The following is a 19,697-nucleotide window of genomic DNA, read 5'->3' as shown; positions in this document are numbered from 1 at the left end:
TATAGGGAGATATAAAGGAAGACCTATTCTAATATAAGGTGTTTTTATTTATATAAATAAAACTTTTTTCACTTAAGATATATGAATTGATGATCCCTTTGGAACATTGTCCCATATCCATTTAGCATTTTGTATAGCTAGTCTTACGCATCCATCAGAAATAGCCATTCCAAGGCGACCATCTCTTACAGAACCATCAAGGTTATATAAAATAGAGTGGAATAGGTAATTATCTTTTATTTGAGTATAATACCAACACTTATAACCATGGTTAACACCAAAATAGAGTCCTTTGATTCCTACATTAAAGTTTCCTTTTGGTGTTGGAGTTGGGGGCTTGCCAATAGAACATAAATAGCTTTTTATAAGCTTCCAATTATTTTTAGAGCCTTGAAAAACATTTGTTTTAAAGTTTTTAGTATCTACCCATATAAAATAATTTGTAGGGCTAGAAAAGTTATTTTTATTTACAAAATCTGATGCAGAAGTCATATAGGGAATATCTTGTCTAAAATCTTTAGATATTAAATATAACTTATGTTTTAGTAAAGAGTAAGGTTTATATAAGGATTTTTTTAGAGACTTCTTCATTATAACTGCTCCTAGAAATATTATATTACTATATAGTATATTAAAATAAACTATATAAATATGTTTTAAATATTTAGTATATTATAAGATATAATAAAACTTAAGTACTTATAAACACATAGGCTAGGAGGCGTAGTTATTGAAAAAATTTAATGTAGCAGTTATAGGAGCAGGAGCAGGAGGATTAACCATAGGGTATACAGCAAAAGGGTTTAATAAAACTGTGGTTTTAATAGATAAAAATAGACCAGGAGGAGAATGTACCTTTGGAGGCTGTGTTCCAAGTAAAGCTTTTATAAATATAGCAAATCATATATATAAGGCCAAGGAGTATATAAATATAGTTCCAAATACAGAGGATATATTAAAAAAGGTAAGGGAAGTAGTAGAGAGTGTTTATGAAGCCAAGAGTATAGAAGTTTTAAAAAAAGATGGAATAGACTATATAAATGGCTTTTGTAAGTTTATAGATAAAAACACATTAGAAGTAGAAGGAGAAATAATAAAGGCAGATAAAATATTTATAGCTACAGGATCATCCCCTAAGATACCACCTATTAATGGACTAGATAAGATAGATTATTTAACTAATGAAAATATATTTTATAAGGATAAACTACCAAAGAGCATAATTGTACTTGGCGGGGGTTCCATAGGAGTAGAGCTTTCCCAGGCTATGAATAGGATAGGAATTGAAGTGTATTTAATTGAAAAGAATCCTTACATAATGTATAAAGAAGAGGGGGAACTTTCAAAGAGTTTAGAGGAAATATTAAGAAAAGAAGGAGTGAATATATATACTTCTTGTAATGCTAAAAATATAGAAAAGTATAAAGATGGTATAAAGCTTACCATTGAAAAAAACAATAAAGAAGAGAACATATACTCAGAGAATATTCTAATAGCAGTAGGAAGGGTACCTAACATAAAAGGACTTGAGTTAGAAAAAGTGAACATAGATTATGATTTAAAAGGAATAAAGGTAAATGAGTATTTAGAAACTTCCCTAAAGGGAGTATATGCTGTGGGAGATGTGGTAGGACCCTATTTATTTTCCCATATGGCAAATGTACAAGGAATTGCAGCAGTTAAAAATGCATCGCTTCCAATAAAAGAAAAAATGGATTATTCAAAGGTAGCATGGTGTACATTATCAGAACCAGAATTCGGTAGAGCAGGCCTTAGAGAAGATGAGGCAAGAAAAATATATGGAGACTCCATAAGGGTCTATGTAGAAGATTATAAAGATTTAGATAGAGCAAAATTCAAAAATAATCCTAAGGGTAGAGCTAAAGTAATATGTGATAAAAAGGGGTATATTTTAGGGGCAAGTGTTTTGGGAGATAGGGCTGGAGAAATTATATCAGAAATTCAAACCTTAAAAAGTTTAGGAATTAATTTAAAAAAGCTAACAAAGGTAATACATCCTTACCCTAGTTATTCAGAGATATTAGTAAAAATAAGTAAAAAATTATATGTAGATACTCTTTTAGATAATCCCTTTATTAAAGCATTTAAGAGGTAGTAAATAAACATTTATAAATGAATTATTTAAATTTTTTATATAAGTTTCAGGGAATATATAACTATATATAAAGCCTATAGAGACTTAACATTAAATAATATACCTAATTACTACCTAGGTAATAAAAAATTATGATAAGGAAAGTTGTGGCTTTGAAAGAAAGTTGAATCAAAATTCAAATAATGATAATGTTAACTATTATTAGAGGTATAGCTAGCATTATAAAATAAAATATTAACATCAAGAGACTATACATTCTTGCTTTTAGGAGAACGTATAGTCCTTTTTTATTAGGTAGATGATTATATGGCTAAATGATAAGTATATGAAACTTTACAACAAATTTACATTTTAAATAAATTTCTCATATACTAATTGTTTATAATATAAACTTCTGGTTAAATAATAATAGTAGTCTTCATTAAACAAAATAAAATAATATCACTGGAGGCGATATCTTTGAAACAAAAAATTTTAATAGTAGAAGATGAATTAGCTATATCAAGATTAATAAAATTAAATTTAGATATTGCTAATTATGATTCAAAAGAAGTGTATGATGGCTTTGAAGCACTTCATATTATTGAAAAAGAGAAGTTTGACTTGATACTGCTAGATGTTATGCTACCTAGTATTGATGGATTTACTATAATGAATAAGATAGAGCACTTGAATATTCCTGTTATATTCTTAACAGCTAAAGACTCACTTTTTGATAAAGTTAATGGACTGAAATTAGGAGCGGAAGATTATATTGTTAAGCCTTTTGAGGCGATGGAGTTGTTAGCAAGAATTGAAACAGTACTTAGAAGATACGGAAAAGCTAAAGAAATTTTGGAATTTAAAGATATAACAGTATATCTAAAGGAAAGAATAGTAAAGAAGAATGGTCAATTAGTAGAGTTGACTCTTAAGGAATATGAATTATTACTTATATTGATTCAAAATAAAAATATAGCTTTAACAAGGGAAATGTTATTGGAGAGTGTCTGGCAGTTTGATTATTTTGGAGGTACTAGAACCGTTGATATGCATATTGGGGCGGTTAGAAAAAAACTGGACTTAAATGATAATATTAAGACAGTTTATAAAATTGGCTACCGGTTGGAGGATTAATTGATGAAATTTTGGAAAAGAATATACATTTTCTCTTTAATTTTATTTATTTTAACCTTTAACTTTGCAGGCATTTCAATAATAGAAAAAATTCATAATGAAGCATTAAAAAGAGAAATAAATAGATGCTTAGGTGAACATTTGAGTATTTATTCAGGAGTGAATTTAAGTCTCCCTGTATATAACACCTTAAAAAGATATTCCCGTAATATAAACTCAGATGATGAAATTTTATCTAATGCTATTAATGATTATTATAAAAAGTACAATGATAAAAATGCTTATGTAGAGATTATAGATGCAAATAGCAAGATTATATTTAGTAATATAAATTTTAAAATCCCTGATACAAGAGAAGAACTAAGGTCCCTTCAACCAGACATAAGACAATATATTATAAAGGATATAGATAATAAATCATTTATATTCATATCAAACTTAATAAATATAAACAATAAATCCTATACATTTACCTATGTACGCAATATTTCAGAAATTTATGAGGAAAGAGAAAATCAATATGTTTTTTTTATCAAACTGGATCTAGTAGTATCTCTGATTTTCATGATCTTTATGTATTTTGTAAGTAAACATATAACAAAACCAATACAGAATCTTATAGGGGCTACCAAAAGAATAATTAAAGGAAATTTTTCTGAAAAGGTAGAAATAAACTCTAAGGATGAATTTGGTGTACTAGCAGAAAATTTCAATATAATGACTGAAGTTGTTGAGGAAAAAATAAATGAATTAGAAATAAATAATAGTGAAAAACAGAGGTTTATTGATAATTTAACTCATGAATTAAGAACACCATTAACTTCAATAATAGGGTATGCAAATTTACTTCGTTCCACCAAATATAATGAGGAAATTTTTATAGATAGTCTTGATTATATATATAAAGAGGGAAAGCGATTAGAAAAATTATCTTTTAAACTAATGGATTTAATACTATTAAAAAAAGAAGAATTTAAAATGCAAAAGGAAAGTATAAAAAACATTGTTTTTGAAGTAAAAGGGTCATTGCTTCCAAAACTCATTGAAAAAAATATAAGCTTAGTAATAGATGATAAGGATTTTGAACTACTGATGGAGCATGATTTAATGAAGGTGTTATTATTAAATCTTATAGACAATGCTATAAAAGCTTCCAAAGTTAACTCGGAAATTCACATTGGTATTAACAAAGATAAATATGAAGTTGTAATACAAGACTATGGTATAGGTATTCATAAGGAGCATATAGATAAAATTTTTGAACCCTTTTATATGATTGACAAATCAAGAACTAGGGCAAACAATGGTGCAGGATTAGGTTTAGCAATATGTAAAAGTATATTAGATATTCATAATGGAAGCTTTAAAGTTGAAAGTAAAGTGGACAAGGGTACATCAATTAAATTAATATTTAATACTCTTAAGGGTGGTGATTCTTACAATGAAAAATAAGAAAGTAATCCCATTATTAATAGTTTTTAGTATATATTTAACTTCCTGTGGTAATTTTAATAGCATAAAAAAAAATCAACTGGTAATTGAAAAGCTTGATAAAAATACTCCCTCTACTTCAGATATATCAAATGAAAAGAAAGTTTTAACAGAGGAAGAAGCTAAATTAAAAGCTTTAGAAGTTTTAGAAAAATATTTTAATATAAAGCTTTATTTAACAGAGGTTGGATCTAATGTTGAGTTCCATAGTTCATCTATGATAAAAAAATACTTAGCTGAAGTAACTCCAAATAGCTATTCAAAAGAGCAGATAGAATATAATAAATCCGCGTTAGAAAATGGTTTATATGAGGTGAATTTTTATAATAAAGTAGAAAACCAAGCAAAAGATACAGAATTCAAATATTTTTCTATGAAAATAGATTCAAAAACTGGAGAATGCGTATTTTTTAATGGTTATTATAATGATAAGGCGACAGCTTCTTCAAAGAGCCACATTTATATAGAAGAAGCAAAAAAAATAGCAGAAGAATTTATACTAAAAAATAATATTGGTAATATTAAAAATATAAAGCTAGTTAATGAAAATCAGAGAAGACAAAATGAGGGCGTTAACTACCGCTTTTTATTTGAAGATGCTGATGCAGCTTACAAGAAAGTACTAATTTGTATTGATGGAGACACTAAAAAAGTATACAACTTTTCAATAGGAGTAATGGAGATAATTTATTTTCCAACTGATAAGTGGTAAAAAGATTATATGAAAAAGGGTTCAACTTATTATTAAGATAAGTTGGACCTTTTTATTTATAACTTTACAACTTCCTTACGACTTGTAAAAACTTACCATATATTTAAACTTTACAATTAATTATATAGCCAAATGAAGAACAACTACATTAGTAACTACAACTTAGTTCAATTTATATAATATTTTGCTATAAAATTGGGAGGAGAAGTATGTGAGAAAGATAAATAAAGCTTTATTATTTGTATTATCATCTCTATATTTAGTTGGATGTAACAGCGCTGACACTAGTAAAATAAGCAATGAAAAGAAGGTTATAACACTTACTACCTTTAGTGCAAGTGAATTTTTAAAGGTATCAGAAAAGATGTACGAAGCTAGACATCCAGATATAGATATACAAATTAATGAGTACCTAGGAGAAATGAATACTTTGAAAGATGGAGCTGTAGAGAAATATATACAACAGACTAATACCAAGATGTTAGCAGATAATGGTCCAGATATTCTTCAATTTGATCATTTATCTGTAGAAAACTATGCAAGCAAAAATTTACTTGCCAATTTAACAGAGCTGATGAATGAAGATAAAAGCTTTAACAAAGACAATTATCATATGAATATTATTAATAACTCAACATTAAATGGAACATTATATGATATGCCTATGAGATTTTCTATTAGAACCTTAGTTGGTGATGAAGAAGCTATAAGCGAAACTAGAATAAATATTAATGATAAAAATTGGGATTGGTCAAAATTTATTGAAAATGGTGAAGCCTTACTTGATAAAAATGTACATAGTACAGTTATCGCAAATATGGAACCAGAACGTATGTTTAATGAATTAGTAAAAGATGAGTATAGTAAACTAGTGGATTCTATTAATAAAAAAGCTAATTTTCAATCAGATACATTTATTAATTTACTTAATACTTTAAAGAGTATGTATGAAAAAAAAGTGGCTACTAATGAGACTTCATATATAGGAGATTCTTACTTTATTAATTATTTAGCAATTTCTGAGGAAGATTTTTTCTTAGGCCCATCAGCATTTTATGAGCATGGAAAAACCTATTTAAAACCTCAAAAAAGTGATGAAGTTGGGAAAATTTCCTTTGCAACAACTATGAAGCTTGGAATAAATAAAAAATCATCAGTAAAAAAAGAAGCCTGGGATTTTCTTAGGTTTTTGATGTCAGAAGATGTGCAGAAGCTAGACTTTGATATAAAGGGATTCACAATCAATAAAAATGTATATGAAGAAAAAATGAAAAAAATAAAGGAAGCTCCCCTTACTCATCCTAATGGAACAATAATAAATGTTAAAAATCAGGACATAGAAAGACTAAATGAAATAGTAAATAGAGCAAATATACATTTAACTGAAGATGCTACAATGGAAAAGATTATGACTGAGGAGTTTAAAGCTTTTTTTAGTGGGCAAAAATCAGCTCAGGAGATCTCAAGACTGATTCAAAATCGTATAAGTATATATTTAAATGAATAATACTAAAAAATTTAAAGTATAGGGAGGAAAGAAAAAATGAAAAGAAACAAAATATTAATTATATTAATTACAGCGGCTTTAGCCATGAATACGGTAGGATGTGCTAGTACTTCGGAAACAGGAGTAATTAAAAATCCTCAGAATACTTCAGCTGAAAGTTCACAAACAAATGTGAAAACCCATGGAGAAACAAATACACAAACATTAGATTATTATGAAAAAAACAGCTTTTCAAAAGAAGAGCAGGAAATAGTAGATAGAGCTAAAAACTCCATTCCTAAATTAAGGGAGCTTGCTGAAAAAGAGAAGGCTTACTATTATAATCCACTAAATACAGTTATATTATCAAAACCTAACCCAAATTCAAAGGATAAATATAAAAAGGATTATTATGAAGTATCAATAGATATGTTGCCAGCTTATATATTAGTAAATAAGAACAATAAAGATATTGTATTTCGTGGTATAAATGATGGCAGAAATATGAGTAGTAAAGAGATAGAAAATATTATGCTAAGCAGGCAAGAAGAAAGATTAAGTTTAAAGCAAAAATCTATGAACTTAAGAAAGGGTATTAAAACAGAGGTTAAGGATAAATTACAGAAGAAAGTTAGGGAAGGCGAAAATATTACGGACAAAGATGTATTGGATTTTGCTAGGGAAGTTTTGGAACCTGAATTTAAATATATGAGAGTAGATGAGAAAAAAAGAGCTGAAGAAGAAAAAGTAATATCAAGACCAAATCCAAAGGGGGAAACAAAATTAGATAGAGAGTATTATAGGGTTAAATGTTACTTTGGCACATTATTTATTAAGCCTACCTTTGAAGAAAAAGATATATATCAGCTACTTTTTGAAGGTAAACCAGGAGATATTATATTCTCATTTGAATATTTAATTACCAGCACAGTTCAGAATGATGTAAGCTCTAAATTTTCTAAATAGAAGTATAGTGAATAAATAAATCAAAATTCACAAGAGCCAGGTCTTAAAAGATACTATATGTGAGCTTTTTAATTAATACAGGAATTTAACCTGAACTTTAAAAGGAGTTTTTATGAAATTGAGTAAATGGATAAGCAAAGAGAAAACTGCAGTTGCACTTTTTATCGCACCAAGTTTCATTGGATTTTCTATATTTTATATTATACCTTTTATTATTGGAGTATATTATTCTTTTATTGATAATGCTGTTAATGGTTCATTTGTGGCATTAAAAAACTATAAAGAGTTATTAAGTAATAGTTCATTTGTTAAGGCATCCAGTAATACTTTTATATTTATGGCTATTGGAATTCCTCTTATTATCATGATTTCATTAATGATAGCAATGTCTTTAAACAAAACTTTGTATTTTAGAAATATATTAAGAGGTGCATTTATACTACCATTAGGTGTTACTGTATCTTCTATTATTATAGTGTGGCAAATATTTTTTGATTGGAATGGTGTAATAAATCAATGGATAAGTGTATTTGGAATAGAGAGAGTTGATTGGATGAAATCAGAGTGGGCAATGTGGGTTTTGATTTCCATATATATATGGAAAAACATTGGATACAATATAATTCTATTTTTAGCAGGATTACAAAGTATTCCTAGAGTTTATTATGAAGCAGCGGATATAGATGGGGCGGGGAAATTTGCTAAATTTAGAAATATTACAATTGTTTACTTAACACCTACAATGTTTTTAGTTGTGTTAATGTCAATAATTAACGCCTTTAAAATCTTTAGAGAAACATATTTAATTGCAGGAGCTCACCCATATGATTCAATTTATATGATTCAACATTATATGAATAATATGTTTATATCTCTTGATATGCAAAAATTAACGGTGGCAGCAACTTTAATGTTTATTGTTATTTCATTAGTAGTATTAATATTATTCTTCATTGACCATGGTTTTAGAAAATATATGGAATAAGGAGGAGCTCATGAATAAATTAAAAAAAGTTAAGAAACTTGTACTTACATTAATCCTTGGAATTGTTGCAACATTTATGTTATTTCCTATATTAATTACTATAACAGACTCATTTATGACAGAAAAAAAAGTTGCTGAAAATTATCAAGTAATGGGGACTATGCCTAATAAAAATGAAGGAAATACCTTTGCTAATTTATCTTTGATACCAGAAAAAGTATCAATTGATCAATATACTTCTGTTATAAAAAATGATACCTTCAAAAGTATGTTTAAAAATTCAATCATTATGGTTATCCCTATTGTATTGGGACAGTTAGTTGTTGCATCTCTAGCAGCATATGTATTTGCAAAAATTAATTTTCCAGGAAGAGATATATTATTTATGATATATTTGCTCACTATGATTATGCCATTTCAGGTTACAGTAGTACCAAGCTATATTATAGCCAATCATCTAGGGTTATTAAATACTGCATCTTCAATTATTTTTCCAGGAATATTTGAAGCATTAGGTGTATTTGTTATTAGACAGTTTATGATTAATATTCCTAATTCATATATTGAAGCAGCAAAGATTGATGGTGCAGGACATTTTACAATATTCTTTAAGGTTATTCTTCCATTAATCCGTCCAGCCATTGGTGTATTAGTTGTTTTATTATTTGCTGATTATTGGAATATGATTGAACAACCATTGATTTTTTTAGAGGATAAAATTAAACAACCATTATCTTTATATCTATCACAGTTTAATAAAGAAATGCTAGGAAGCAGCTTTGCAGCATCAATTCTATATACAGTTCCTCTAGTAGGCATATTTTTATATGCAAAATCTTACTTAGTTAGAAGTGAACATTTATCTGGAATTAAGTAATTATTTAGATACTAAAAATAAGAGTTTTTAGTGAACCAATATATAAAGAAACAGGTGAGCCAGCATGGATTCTTCCTTTAGCATGGTCTCAGACAAGGTTTGTACTGACTATTCTTAAAATGGTCAATACAGAAGAACTTTAATTTAAATAAACTATTTTGTAGGAGGCTAGCAAATGGAGAATTTATTACTTAAGAATGTCTATAAAACATATTCAGGAAATGTAAATGTTGTAACAGATTTTAACTTGAAAATTCAGGATCAAGAATTTATTGTCTTGGTTGGACCCTCAGGATGTGGAAAATCAACAACTTTAAGAATGATTGCTGGGTTAGAGGAGATTACATCAGGAGAGATATACATAGGCGGTAAGCTTATGAATGATGTTTCTCCAAAAGATAGGAATATAGCAATGGTATTTCAAAGCTATGCATTATATCCACATATGACAGTTTATGAAAATATAGCTTTTAGTTTAAAAATTAAGAAGTTAGCGAAAGATCAAATTTATAAGAAGGTTAGAGAAGTAGCGGAAATACTTGATATTATCCAATTGCTTGATAGAAAACCAAAGGAATTATCAGGAGGACAAAGACAAAGAGTTGCATTAGGACGTGCTATGGTTAGAGAATCAAAGGTATTTTTAATGGACGAACCGTTATCAAATTTAGATGCAAAGCTTAGAACTCAAATGAGATCAGAAATTACTAAGCTTCACCAAAAACTTAAAACTACATTTGTTTATGTTACTCATGACCAGACAGAGGCAATGACTATGGGAACAAGAATTGTTGTTATGAAGGATGGTATAATTCAACAGGTAGATACACCAAAGAATATATATGATTATCCTGAAAATATGTTTGTTGCAGGTTTCATAGGCAGTCCACAGATAAATTTTATTGAGGTAGTGGTAATAGAAAAGGATAAGAAAATAGTGCTGTCTATGGAGGATGGAACTATATTAAATCTATCTGAAAAACAACAGGAAACTCTTAGAAATAAAAATTATTTAAATAAAAATATAGTACTTGGTATTAGACCAGAGCATCTCCATTATGTAAATATAGATGAGCCATCAAGTAGCTGTAATATAATAAAGTCAGAGGTTGAAGTTACTGAGCTTACAGGTGCAGAGCTATATCTTCATGTAAAAATAGCATCTCATTCGGCTATAGCAAGAGTGGATGCAAATATTGATATGAAAAGTTTTCATACAGTGACCCTTCAGTTCCAATTTCATAATATGAAATTATTTAATAAAGAAACTCAGAAAATCATTAATGAAGATTGATGAATAAAGTTCACATGAATATATAAATTACCTTTAATAGTAAGTAAGATGGAGGAATTGATTTTGTAGCATCCGTTCTATATATGCCTCCACTGATATCTATATTTTTATATACAAAATTTTATTTTGTTAAAAGTAAGCACTTATCTAGAACTAAGTAATTACCTAGATAGGAAAAAAAATTTACAACCTCGTTACAACTTACAAGAATTTATCATATATATACATCCTATAATTTATTATGTAATCCAATAAAACATATGATAAGGATTGATAAATAAAACCGAAGGAGAGTATGTAGAGGATGAATCCTAAATATAAGCGAAAAAGAAAAAAGCATTTAATAAGAATAAGCTTGAGGTTAATTTTATTTTTAGTTTCTATATTTTCATTAATTTTTATAGTTAGGTCCATTGGGAATGAAAGTATAACTAATAATAACGTTAAAGCTACAGAGGAAAATAATATAAAATTAAAGTATGATGACAACAACAAAAGTTTTGCAAATAACAATGTAAAATTTACAGTAGCCATAGATCCAGGACTATAAGTTCCGCGGGTGTTTTTGAAAAAGATGTAACTTTAAAAATTGCCCTTAAAGTTGGGAGATTATTAGAAAAAGATAATATTAAAGTAGTGTATACAAGAAAAAATGACACAGTTTCCTGGCCTTCTAATACAAAAGCAGACCTTAAAGAAAGAGTTAAAATTTCAAATGAAGCAAAAGCAGACCTATTTGTTTCAATACATGCTAATAGTAACACTAATACCTCTTATAAAGGTGTAGAAGCCTGGTGTAGAGCTCCTAATACTGAGGGAGAAAAGCTTGCTAGAAACATACAAAAGGAGCTAGCTAATTATAATTACACTACAGATAGAGGAATAAAATATGAAACTGAGGGTTCTTTAGCTGTATTTAAACTTAATAATTCCACATCCACATTAGTTGAACTAGGCTTTTTATCTAATTCTTCTGATGCTGAATTTATAACATCAGAAAGTGGGCAAGATAAATGTGCGGAAGCTATAGAAAAAGGTATATTAAATTATAAAGCCTCCTATAAAAAATAAAGTGAAGTTTCTAAAAATAAATATAGGGTAGTAGTATTATTGAGTGTGTAAAAAAATCTGTGTAAACCAGAATTTTGATATGTTATGAAAATATATCTAAATTTTGGTTTGCACAGACTTTTATTATGTTAAAGAAAGAATTATTAAAATAAGTTATTAAAGATAATAACTTATCAACAGCACATTACTTGTAACAAGCTCTAATGTGATAATAAACCACGGTATCTAAATGGTCTTTAGTAAAAAATTTAGAAGCTTTAATGATCAAATTTTTTACTAACCTACAGAAGTATTAGTTTAAATAATTCTTATTATGTTTTTACTTTATGTAAATAGAAATTACAATAAAGACCTATTATTTAATTCTATCATCATTCTCATATTTTCCTATAAAAGGCTCTTCATCTTTAGAAATATATATTCCGTCACCATGTCTAACATCATTTTCCCACTGACCAGTATATCTATTTCCATTAGGATAAATTTCAGTACCATATCCTTCACGTAAGTCATTTACCCATTGACCACAGTAGATATCTCCATTAGAAAATGTATATGTACCAAAGCCATGCTTTAGGTCATTTTTCCATTGACCTTCATATTTTTCTCCATCACTCCAAATATATACTCCATCACCAGTTCTATAATCACGAACCCAATAACCTATGTATTTTTCACCATCAGGCCATATCATCTCACCATAACCATCCATTAAATTATCCTTAAATTCTCCTCTATATATGGTACCATTTGCATAGGTGAATATTCCTTTACCGTGTTTTTTGCCATTTAATCTTTCACCTTCATAGGTACCAGTGGTACTATGGTCTGTAATAGTTGCATTAGAAACTTTTTTCATCATAGGCTTTAAAGCAGTAGTTTTCTTGAAATTTATTTTATTCATTAAAGTTATCATCCTCTCCAATTGCTATTAATAATTTAAAATAAAAGATTTATATTTTAATTCATAGTATAATAATAAACTATAAACTATAAAATACCAACAGTTAATATTATTAACTACTAATAGTTTATCTCAAATAATTAAATAAAATTCTATAGACTACATCAAAAGGGGGAGGTATATATGGAAAGTAATAAAAAAAGTTTAGTTGAGATACATTTAGCTGTACTTTTATTTGGGCTTTCAGGAGTATTTGGGAAACTTATTAATCAAAGTTCAATAATTATAGTACTTGGAAGAGTTTTCTTCTCTAGCATATTTTTATTTATAGGGATTCTTATTTTTAAGAAAAATATAAAATTAAACCATAGGAATCATTATTTTTATGTTTCAATTATGGGAATAATTTTAGCTATCCATTGGTTTACATTTTTTAAAGCAATACAGGTTTCAACTGTTGCTATAGGACTTTTTACTTTTTCAACCTTTGCTGTATTTGTAACATTTTTAGAACCCTTATTTTTCAAGGAAAGGATTAAGGGAAAGGATATAGTAGTTGCCTCTATTACAATAATTGGGGTATTTTTAATACTGCCTGATTTTAGCTTAAGTAGTAATGTAACTGAGGGAGCTTTATATGGGATAATATCAGCCTTAACCTATGCAGTTCTTTCAATTATGAATAGAAAGTTTGTAGGAGAGTATTCATCACTTATTATATCCTTTTATGAGCAATTTGTAGCCACTATTGTACTACTTCCTTTTGCTTTTATATATAAGCCAGTATTTTCTACTGGGGACATAATTTTTATTATAATATTAGGATTATTTTTTACAGCCTTAGCTCATTCCTTATTTATAAATGGATTAAAAGGAGTAAAAACTCAAGTTGCCAGTATAATATGTAGTCTAGAACCAGTTTATGGAGTTTTATTTGCAACTATTATATTGAAAGAAATGCCACACCCTCAAGTTCTTTTGGGTGGGAGTATTATATTAGCAACATCAATTTATTCAACTTTAAAAAATTAGAAATGGAGAAAATAATGAAAGATACATGGGAATGCAAGTGGATTGAGGACATAGATTTCCTTAGGGATAATTTAATAGAAAAACATTGTAATTTATTTTGTAATATAAAGAAAAAAGAATTTTTAACATATGTAAATAATTTGAAGGAAGAAATTAATAATTTAGACTTTAATGATATGAAGGTTGAATTAAGTAGAATTGTAGCTAGCATTGGGGATGCCCATACTGCTATAGCTTTTCCAGTTAAATACTTTATTCCAGTAGAATTTTATTATTTTAAGGATGGAGTATATATTACAGAAGATTTATATGGTAATAATATAAAAAATCATAAGGTCTTAAAGATAAGTGATATGAGAATAGAAGAAGTTTTAGAAACTTTAAAAGAAATTATATCCTATGAAAATGAAAGTTTTTTTAAACACAATGTGGTTCAATATCTAAAGGCCACGGAAGTCTTATATGGAGCTCTTTTAATAGATAATATCAATGAAGTAACTATGACTTTAGAGGATCTAGAAGGAAATATTAAGACTAAAACTATAAAAGCTTTAGATAGAGAAGAGTTAAAACAAGCTATTAAGGAGAGAAAAGAGATAAGCTCTGTGGAAGTTCCACTTTGTAGAAGAAATAAAGATAAGCTTTATTGGAGGGAATACATTAAAAGTAATAAAACCTTGTATTTAAAATATAACTCTTGTAGGGAAATGGAAGGGTTATCTGTTGCAGAGTTTATAAGGGATACCATAGAATTTATAGAGAATAATTATATAGAAAGACTTATAATAGATTTTAGGGATAACCTAGGGGGAGATTCAACCCTTTTTGATCCTTTTATAGAATATGTAAAACATAAATCCAAATTAAACAAGAAACATAATCTTTTTATAATAATAGGGAGAAAGACTTTTTCATCAGCACTTTTAAATGTCTATGAATTAAAGAATAACACAAAGGCTTTAATTATAGGAGAAGCCACGGGAGGGAAGCCTAATTGTTATGGAGAAATAAAGAGATTTAATCTTCCAAGCAGTGGCTTTAGTGTAAGTTATTCCACAAAGTTCTACAAGTTAATAGATGATGATCAGGTTAAGACCTTGCTTCCAGATATAATGATAGAAGAAACTATAGAAGATTTTATTAATAATAGAGATCCAGTAATGGAGTATATTAAAAAAATTATATAATTTAGAAAACTCCTCTTTAGGATTTAGAGAAATAAATCTTAAAGGGGAGTTTTAAATTTTAGATAGATTTAGCAATAATATTATGACGCATAAATTTATTAGAAAAACTTTTTATACCTTTTCGAAGTTACATTTTATTACAATTATTTGTCATCTATTTCTAAAGTTGAATATATAAATAAGGCATAAAGCTTCTTATTAATATATAAAAAATTAAAATAATTTGTAAAAAAACAAAAAAGTAGTAGAATAAATAGGGGAGAAATTCTTAACATTTGGAGGGATTATATGAAAATAAAAGAAAAATTATTAAAGGCTATTCCATTACTTGTAATTATAGCCTTGATAGTAAAGGTTTGCATTTTTATGGGGGTTGTAAGAGGAGTAAAATATAAGATAGATATACATAAGTTTTATACTATATATTATTGCTTACCTATAATATGTATCCTAGGATTAGGATTCTTATTTAAGGGAAAAGGCAAATATATTTATTGGATTGTAGCAGATTTTATTTTAAGTGTAATGATGGTCTTAGACCTAGCATTATATAGGGTATCCTATGACTTTTTTGGACTAGAAAAGATTGTATTTAAGGATTTAATAGTAAAATTCAATGGAAGAATGTTAGATTTCAAAAAACTTGATGTGGTATTTTTTATTGATTTAATAGTTATAGGAATAATTTATTTTCTAGGAAGAGAGTTTATAGTACATAAAAGAAGGGCAATATTATCTGTAGTACTTATAGTAATTTCCATAGGATCTATGAAGCTACTTGAATATGGGGCTGATAATGGAAAAATATTTAATGGGGATTATCCAATATATAATAAGTCCTTTTGGAATCCTAACATAATAATGGGGAATTTAGGTCCAATAAATTATCATATATATGACTTTAAGACTTTAATAGATAGACTTCCTAAAAACAATAAGGAAGACATTAAAGAGATAGATAATTGGTTAAAGTATAATAAGGAGGATATAGAAGATAACAAATACAAGGGAAAGCTTAAGGGGAAAAATGTAATTTTTCTTCAGGTAGAGTCCTTAGAAGAGTTTGTTATAGGTAGGGAAATTTATGGACAAGAGATAACACCAAATATGAATAAACTTCTTAAAAATTCTCTATACTTTAATAATATCTATGAACAGAATAATGCTGGTAGCTCTATAGATTGTGACCTTATGGCATTATCTTCAGTGCTTCCTTTAGGGGATAGTATAACCTTTTTAACTAGACCAGAGGTTAAATATAATTCTATAATGAGGGTTTTAAAGAAAGAGGGATATACGTCATATTCTTCTCATCCAGAGGATATACAGGACTTTAATTGGGGAAAAGCTCATAAAGCGGCTCTAGGTACAGAGAATTTATGGCCAGTGACAAATTATATGTTTGATGAGTCAGAGGGACCTTTTGGAATGATATCAGATAGAACCTATTTAAAACAATTTGTAGAAAAATTAGAAAATGTGAGTAAGCCATTTTATGGATTGGGTGTAACAATTTCTAGCCATGGACCTTTTGACTTAAAGGATGAAAGTAAAATGTTAAATTTACCTGAAGATTTAAATGGAAATATTCTTGGTAAGTATTTTCAATCTTTAAGGTATACAGATGAGCAAATAGGAAAAACCATAGAGAGTCTTGAAAAAAAGGGAATGCTAGATGATGCTATGGTAGTTATATATGGAGATCATGCAGGAGTACATAAGTACTATAATAGTAAATTAGAGGATGTAAAGTTAGAGGGAGACTGGTGGAAGGATACTGATAAAAAAGTACCTTTAATAATTTATAATAAAGACTTACAGGAAAATAAGATAGAAGCTTATGGTGGACAAATTGATATAATGCCTACAGTTCTTTATCTTTTAGGAGTAGAGGATAACCTTTATAGAGATAAAGTTATGGGAAGAGTATTAGTTAATACAAAGAGAAATTATACTGTAATTAAAGATAATGAGATAAGGGGAGAAATTAATAGTGAGGAAGAGGAAAAACATATAAAATCAGCTTATGATATAGGAAGAAAGATAATACTTAATCACTATTATGAGAAAAAGAATTTACTTCCTTAAGCCATTTAAAATAATTATAAGATTTAATGTAAATCTTCAACTTATTCATTAAAAGTATAGTTGATTTAGCTGGATTTATACATCTTGATGAATTAAGATAAATTAATAAAGCTTTAAAGAATAAGTTAAAAGTTATTTTTAAATCTCTATAAAATTATTACAAGGAGGGAATTAGTCGTGGAAAAAGTTTTAATAACTGGTGGAAATGGATTTTTGGCAAATAGATTAAAAGAGTCATTAAAGGAAAGGTATAAAATCTATAGCTTTAGTAGGGAAGATTTAGATGTAACTAATGAAGCTAAGGTATTAGGTATATTTAGAGATATAAAACCTAATTACGTGATACATACAGCTGCTATTGCAGATACGGGAAAATGTGAGAATAATAAGGAAATGTCCTTTAATATAAATGTTAATGGAACCATAAATATTGCAAAGGCAGCTAAAAGTGAGAATGCTAAGGTGATATTCTTAAGTAGTGAACAAGTTTACAATGGAAATGAGGAAGAAGGACCTTATTCAGAGGAAGTTATCCCAAAACCTAATACAGAGTATGGAAGACAAAAGCTTAAAGGAGAAGAAGAAGTTTTTAAATATAATAAGGACTCTATAGTTTTAAGATTAACCTGGCTATTTGGCATGCCAGAGAGAAATAAAAAGGTAAATTCTAATATATTATTTAATACATTAAATGCATTAACAAGAAGGGAAAAAATAAGAATATGCTCTAATGAATTTAGAGGTATGACTTATGTCTACGACATAGTAGATAACTTTGAAAAGATAATGCAGCTTAAAGGTGGAATATATAATTGTGGTAGCGAGAATAATATGAGCTCCTATGAAACTTCTTCTTATATATGTAAGTCTTTAAATGTAAGCTATGATCATAATGATATTATTTTAGAGGATACAGAAAAATATAAAGAAAAGCCAAGAGATTTAAGGATAAGCAATAAGAAGCTAAAAGATCAAGGTATAGACTTTGATACTACTAAAAAAGGAATAGATAGAGTAATTAAGGAATGGAGCTTAATACTTTAATAAAAGATAAATTATAAAAATAAAGCTAAGGTTTAAGTAAAATGTATTAGGCAGAATAGACTTTTTATTGTCTATTCTATATGGTGTATTTTAAATAAACATAGCTTTATTTTTATATTTCAAACTTATTCTATATCAATATCTTGAAGACTATTAAATATTTTATTACTACCTATTACTTTATAAGCTTCAGCTATTACATTAATGGCATATCCTGTATATATATCAGATATTCCAGAGAGATCTAAGGAGGAGTCTGAGGGATTAAAATTGTTTTCCTGTTGTTTTAGCCTGGAAAAAGCAACATCGGTTAATAATGTTATACCAATTAATATAATTTTATTTGCAAGTAGAGCATCCCTAGCAGAGTTATTTAGGACGCTTCCTATACCCTCTTTATTTAATAAAATAGCATTTCTTGCTTCTTTAGCTGCTTCTCCTAAGATTATGTAGCCTAGTATAGTAATATATATTCCAGATAATTCATCTTGGATTAGGCGGAGACTTAAGTCTAAATCCTTATCCTTATTATCATTCTTCTTATTATTAAGGTTTTCCGTTGAATCCTTAGAATCATTATAAATCATATACAACACTCCTTATAATTTATAATACAATTTATTTTAAGATTGGTGAAAGTTACATTAATATATAATATGTATTAATGTAAAGAATAGAGTTATGGATAATATATTTTATAAAAATATTTAGAGGAGGTGTATTATATGAAAAGATATGTAATTGTAAGTTTACTCGAGGGAGAGGAGAAAAAATTTCATAAAAGTCTAGTAAAGGAAGTATGTGATAAATTTAATGTAAGACCACAGAAACTTCCTATGCATATAACCTTAAAGGCTCCTTTTGAGATAGAGTCCATAGATGAGGTGGAGAAGACTACAGAAAAGTTTGTAGAAAACAGAAAATCTTGTGGAATTGAGATAAAAAATTATGATCATTTTAGAGATAATGTAATCTTTATGGATATTTTACCTTCTAAGGAAGCTCTAGAACTTCATAAGGAATATTATTTGGAGTTAAAAGAAATTGAGGATCTTAATTGGAGTAATAATGAAGGGGAGAGTATAAAGTTTCATTGCACTTTAGTAAGCAGAAGAATAAGTTCTAAATTTAAAGACATATGGAATCATGTAATAGAAAAAGAGATATTTTTTAAAAGTGCAATAAGTAATATAACCATAATGGAGTATAATTTCTATAAAAACATATGGGAAGTATATAAAAAGTTTTATTTAAATGATTAAGAGAGTATTTAGCAAGAAAAAATTTACTATATAAAAATTATTTATTTAAGATAAAATTATAAAACA

General features: G+C 27.7%; 19 protein-coding genes. 16 read left to right on the top strand and 3 right to left on the bottom strand.

The window, feature by feature from the left end; all coding sequences use genetic code 11:
* Positions 1 to 72 precede the first annotated feature (72 nt).
* Positions 73 to 492, bottom strand: a complete 420-nt coding sequence (locus BR69_RS0100650) for a L,D-transpeptidase (protein ID WP_242840640.1) — start codon at positions 490 to 492, stop codon at positions 73 to 75.
* 238 nt (positions 493 to 730) lie between these two features.
* On the opposite strand from BR69_RS0100650, the gene BR69_RS0100645 reads away from it, so the two are divergent.
* The 11 genes from BR69_RS0100645 to BR69_RS19600 all read left to right on the top strand — a co-directional run bounded on the left by BR69_RS0100645 (position 731) and on the right by BR69_RS19600 (position 12,114).
* Positions 731 to 2,116: a dihydrolipoyl dehydrogenase family protein gene (locus BR69_RS0100645; RefSeq protein WP_027631443.1), complete on the top strand. Its 1,386-nt coding sequence runs from the start codon at positions 731 to 733 to the stop codon at positions 2,114 to 2,116.
* 459 nt (positions 2,117 to 2,575) lie between these two features.
* Entirely contained in the window at positions 2,576 to 3,232 is a 657-nt protein-coding gene (locus tag BR69_RS0100640; RefSeq protein ID WP_027631442.1) for a response regulator transcription factor, read from the top strand.
* A gap of 3 nt (positions 3,233 to 3,235) precedes the next feature.
* Positions 3,236 to 4,684: a sensor histidine kinase gene (locus tag BR69_RS0100635; protein ID WP_027631441.1), complete on the top strand. Its 1,449-nt coding sequence runs from the start codon at positions 3,236 to 3,238 to the stop codon at positions 4,682 to 4,684.
* A complete protein-coding gene (locus BR69_RS0100630; protein ID WP_027631440.1) occupies positions 4,674 to 5,435 on the top strand; it encodes a YcdB/YcdC domain-containing protein in 762 nt (253 codons plus the stop codon). The genes BR69_RS0100635 and BR69_RS0100630 overlap by 11 nt, the downstream gene beginning before the upstream one ends.
* 211 nt (positions 5,436 to 5,646) lie before the next feature.
* Positions 5,647 to 6,942, top strand: a complete 1,296-nt coding sequence (locus BR69_RS0100625) for an ABC transporter substrate-binding protein (RefSeq protein ID WP_027631439.1) — start codon at positions 5,647 to 5,649, stop codon at positions 6,940 to 6,942.
* Positions 6,943 to 6,978: 36 nt separating this feature from the next.
* Positions 6,979 to 7,887, top strand: a complete 909-nt coding sequence (locus tag BR69_RS20975) for a hypothetical protein (RefSeq protein ID WP_027631438.1) — start codon at positions 6,979 to 6,981, stop codon at positions 7,885 to 7,887.
* A gap of 112 nt (positions 7,888 to 7,999) precedes the next feature.
* Positions 8,000 to 8,872, top strand: a complete 873-nt coding sequence (locus BR69_RS0100615) for a carbohydrate ABC transporter permease (protein WP_207640744.1) — start codon at positions 8,000 to 8,002, stop codon at positions 8,870 to 8,872.
* Between the two features lie 10 nt (positions 8,873 to 8,882).
* Positions 8,883 to 9,749: a carbohydrate ABC transporter permease gene (locus BR69_RS0100610; protein WP_027631436.1), complete on the top strand. Its 867-nt coding sequence runs from the start codon at positions 8,883 to 8,885 to the stop codon at positions 9,747 to 9,749.
* 175 nt (positions 9,750 to 9,924) lie between these two features.
* Positions 9,925 to 11,043 (top strand): ABC transporter ATP-binding protein, encoded by a 1,119-nt coding sequence (locus BR69_RS0100605; RefSeq protein ID WP_027631435.1) that lies wholly within the window; start codon positions 9,925 to 9,927, stop codon positions 11,041 to 11,043.
* Between the two features lie 304 nt (positions 11,044 to 11,347).
* Positions 11,348 to 11,593: a hypothetical protein gene (locus BR69_RS0100600; RefSeq protein WP_027631434.1), complete on the top strand. Its 246-nt coding sequence runs from the start codon at positions 11,348 to 11,350 to the stop codon at positions 11,591 to 11,593.
* Positions 11,563 to 12,114 carry an N-acetylmuramoyl-L-alanine amidase gene (locus tag BR69_RS19600; protein ID WP_084315151.1) on the top strand — a complete coding sequence of 184 codons (552 nt, stop codon included), beginning with the start codon at positions 11,563 to 11,565 and terminating at the stop codon, positions 12,112 to 12,114. Before BR69_RS0100600 ends, BR69_RS19600 begins: the two co-directional genes overlap by 31 nt.
* A gap of 355 nt (positions 12,115 to 12,469) precedes the next feature.
* Here BR69_RS19600 and BR69_RS0100590 read toward each other — a convergent pair whose 3' ends face one another.
* Positions 12,470 to 13,018, bottom strand: a complete 549-nt coding sequence (locus BR69_RS0100590) for an MORN repeat-containing protein (RefSeq protein ID WP_027631433.1) — start codon at positions 13,016 to 13,018, stop codon at positions 12,470 to 12,472.
* 183 nt (positions 13,019 to 13,201) lie between these two features.
* Here BR69_RS0100590 and BR69_RS0100585 point away from each other — a divergent pair, with 183 nt between their 5' ends.
* From BR69_RS0100585 to BR69_RS0100570, 4 genes are all read left to right on the top strand, one after another.
* On the top strand, positions 13,202 to 14,050 hold the full coding sequence (locus BR69_RS0100585; RefSeq protein ID WP_027631432.1) for a DMT family transporter: 849 nt from the start codon (positions 13,202 to 13,204) through the stop codon (positions 14,048 to 14,050).
* A 14-nt stretch (positions 14,051 to 14,064) separates the two neighbouring features.
* On the top strand, positions 14,065 to 15,237 hold the full coding sequence (locus tag BR69_RS19595; RefSeq protein WP_051623425.1) for a S41 family peptidase: 1,173 nt from the start codon (positions 14,065 to 14,067) through the stop codon (positions 15,235 to 15,237).
* A 288-nt stretch (positions 15,238 to 15,525) separates the two neighbouring features.
* Positions 15,526 to 17,325: an LTA synthase family protein gene (locus BR69_RS19590; protein ID WP_051623424.1), complete on the top strand. Its 1,800-nt coding sequence runs from the start codon at positions 15,526 to 15,528 to the stop codon at positions 17,323 to 17,325.
* A gap of 177 nt (positions 17,326 to 17,502) precedes the next feature.
* Positions 17,503 to 18,369 carry an SDR family oxidoreductase gene (locus BR69_RS0100570; protein ID WP_027631431.1) on the top strand — a complete coding sequence of 289 codons (867 nt, stop codon included), beginning with the start codon at positions 17,503 to 17,505 and terminating at the stop codon, positions 18,367 to 18,369.
* A gap of 125 nt (positions 18,370 to 18,494) precedes the next feature.
* Here the strand turns inward: BR69_RS0100570 and BR69_RS0100565 are convergent, their stop codons facing one another.
* On the bottom strand, positions 18,495 to 18,956 hold the full coding sequence (locus BR69_RS0100565) for a hypothetical protein (RefSeq protein ID WP_027631430.1): 462 nt from the start codon (positions 18,954 to 18,956) through the stop codon (positions 18,495 to 18,497).
* A gap of 138 nt (positions 18,957 to 19,094) precedes the next feature.
* Here BR69_RS0100565 and BR69_RS0100560 point away from each other — a divergent pair, with 138 nt between their 5' ends.
* Positions 19,095 to 19,631 (top strand): 2'-5' RNA ligase family protein, encoded by a 537-nt coding sequence (locus BR69_RS0100560; RefSeq protein WP_027631429.1) that lies wholly within the window; start codon positions 19,095 to 19,097, stop codon positions 19,629 to 19,631.
* Positions 19,632 to 19,697 lie beyond the last annotated feature (66 nt).

Source organism: Clostridium hydrogeniformans DSM 21757 (assembly GCF_000686705.1).
Taxonomy (GTDB): domain Bacteria; phylum Bacillota; class Clostridia; order Clostridiales; family Clostridiaceae; genus Clostridium_Z; species Clostridium_Z hydrogeniformans.
The sequence above is the reverse complement of the archived record's forward strand: the minus strand, read 5'-3'. Positions and strand labels throughout refer to the sequence as shown.

Bases quoted from the DNA above. Each gene is read 5' to 3' on its own strand.
- BR69_RS0100650 (WP_242840640.1), bottom strand. From the start codon at position 492: ATGACTTCTGCATCAGATTTTGTAAATAAAAATAACTTTTCTAGCCCT.
- BR69_RS0100635 (WP_027631441.1), top strand. From the start codon at position 3,236: ATGAAATTTTGGAAAAGAATATACATTTTCTCTTTAATTTTATTTATT.
- BR69_RS0100630 (WP_027631440.1), top strand. From the start codon at position 4,674: ATGAAAAATAAGAAAGTAATCCCATTATTAATAGTTTTTAGTATATAT.
- BR69_RS20975 (WP_027631438.1), top strand. From the start codon at position 6,979: ATGAAAAGAAACAAAATATTAATTATATTAATTACAGCGGCTTTAGCC.
- BR69_RS0100615 (WP_207640744.1), top strand. From the start codon at position 8,000: ATGAAATTGAGTAAATGGATAAGCAAAGAGAAAACTGCAGTTGCACTT.
- BR69_RS0100610 (WP_027631436.1), top strand. From the start codon at position 8,883: ATGAATAAATTAAAAAAAGTTAAGAAACTTGTACTTACATTAATCCTT.
- BR69_RS0100605 (WP_027631435.1), top strand. From the start codon at position 9,925: ATGGAGAATTTATTACTTAAGAATGTCTATAAAACATATTCAGGAAAT.
- BR69_RS0100600 (WP_027631434.1), top strand. From the start codon at position 11,348: ATGAATCCTAAATATAAGCGAAAAAGAAAAAAGCATTTAATAAGAATA.
- BR69_RS0100590 (WP_027631433.1), bottom strand. From the start codon at position 13,018: ATGAATAAAATAAATTTCAAGAAAACTACTGCTTTAAAGCCTATGATG.
- BR69_RS0100585 (WP_027631432.1), top strand. From the start codon at position 13,202: ATGGAAAGTAATAAAAAAAGTTTAGTTGAGATACATTTAGCTGTACTT.
- BR69_RS19595 (WP_051623425.1), top strand. From the start codon at position 14,065: ATGAAAGATACATGGGAATGCAAGTGGATTGAGGACATAGATTTCCTT.
- BR69_RS19590 (WP_051623424.1), top strand. From the start codon at position 15,526: ATGAAAATAAAAGAAAAATTATTAAAGGCTATTCCATTACTTGTAATT.
- BR69_RS0100565 (WP_027631430.1), bottom strand. From the start codon at position 18,956: ATGATTTATAATGATTCTAAGGATTCAACGGAAAACCTTAATAATAAG.
- BR69_RS0100560 (WP_027631429.1), top strand. From the start codon at position 19,095: ATGAAAAGATATGTAATTGTAAGTTTACTCGAGGGAGAGGAGAAAAAA.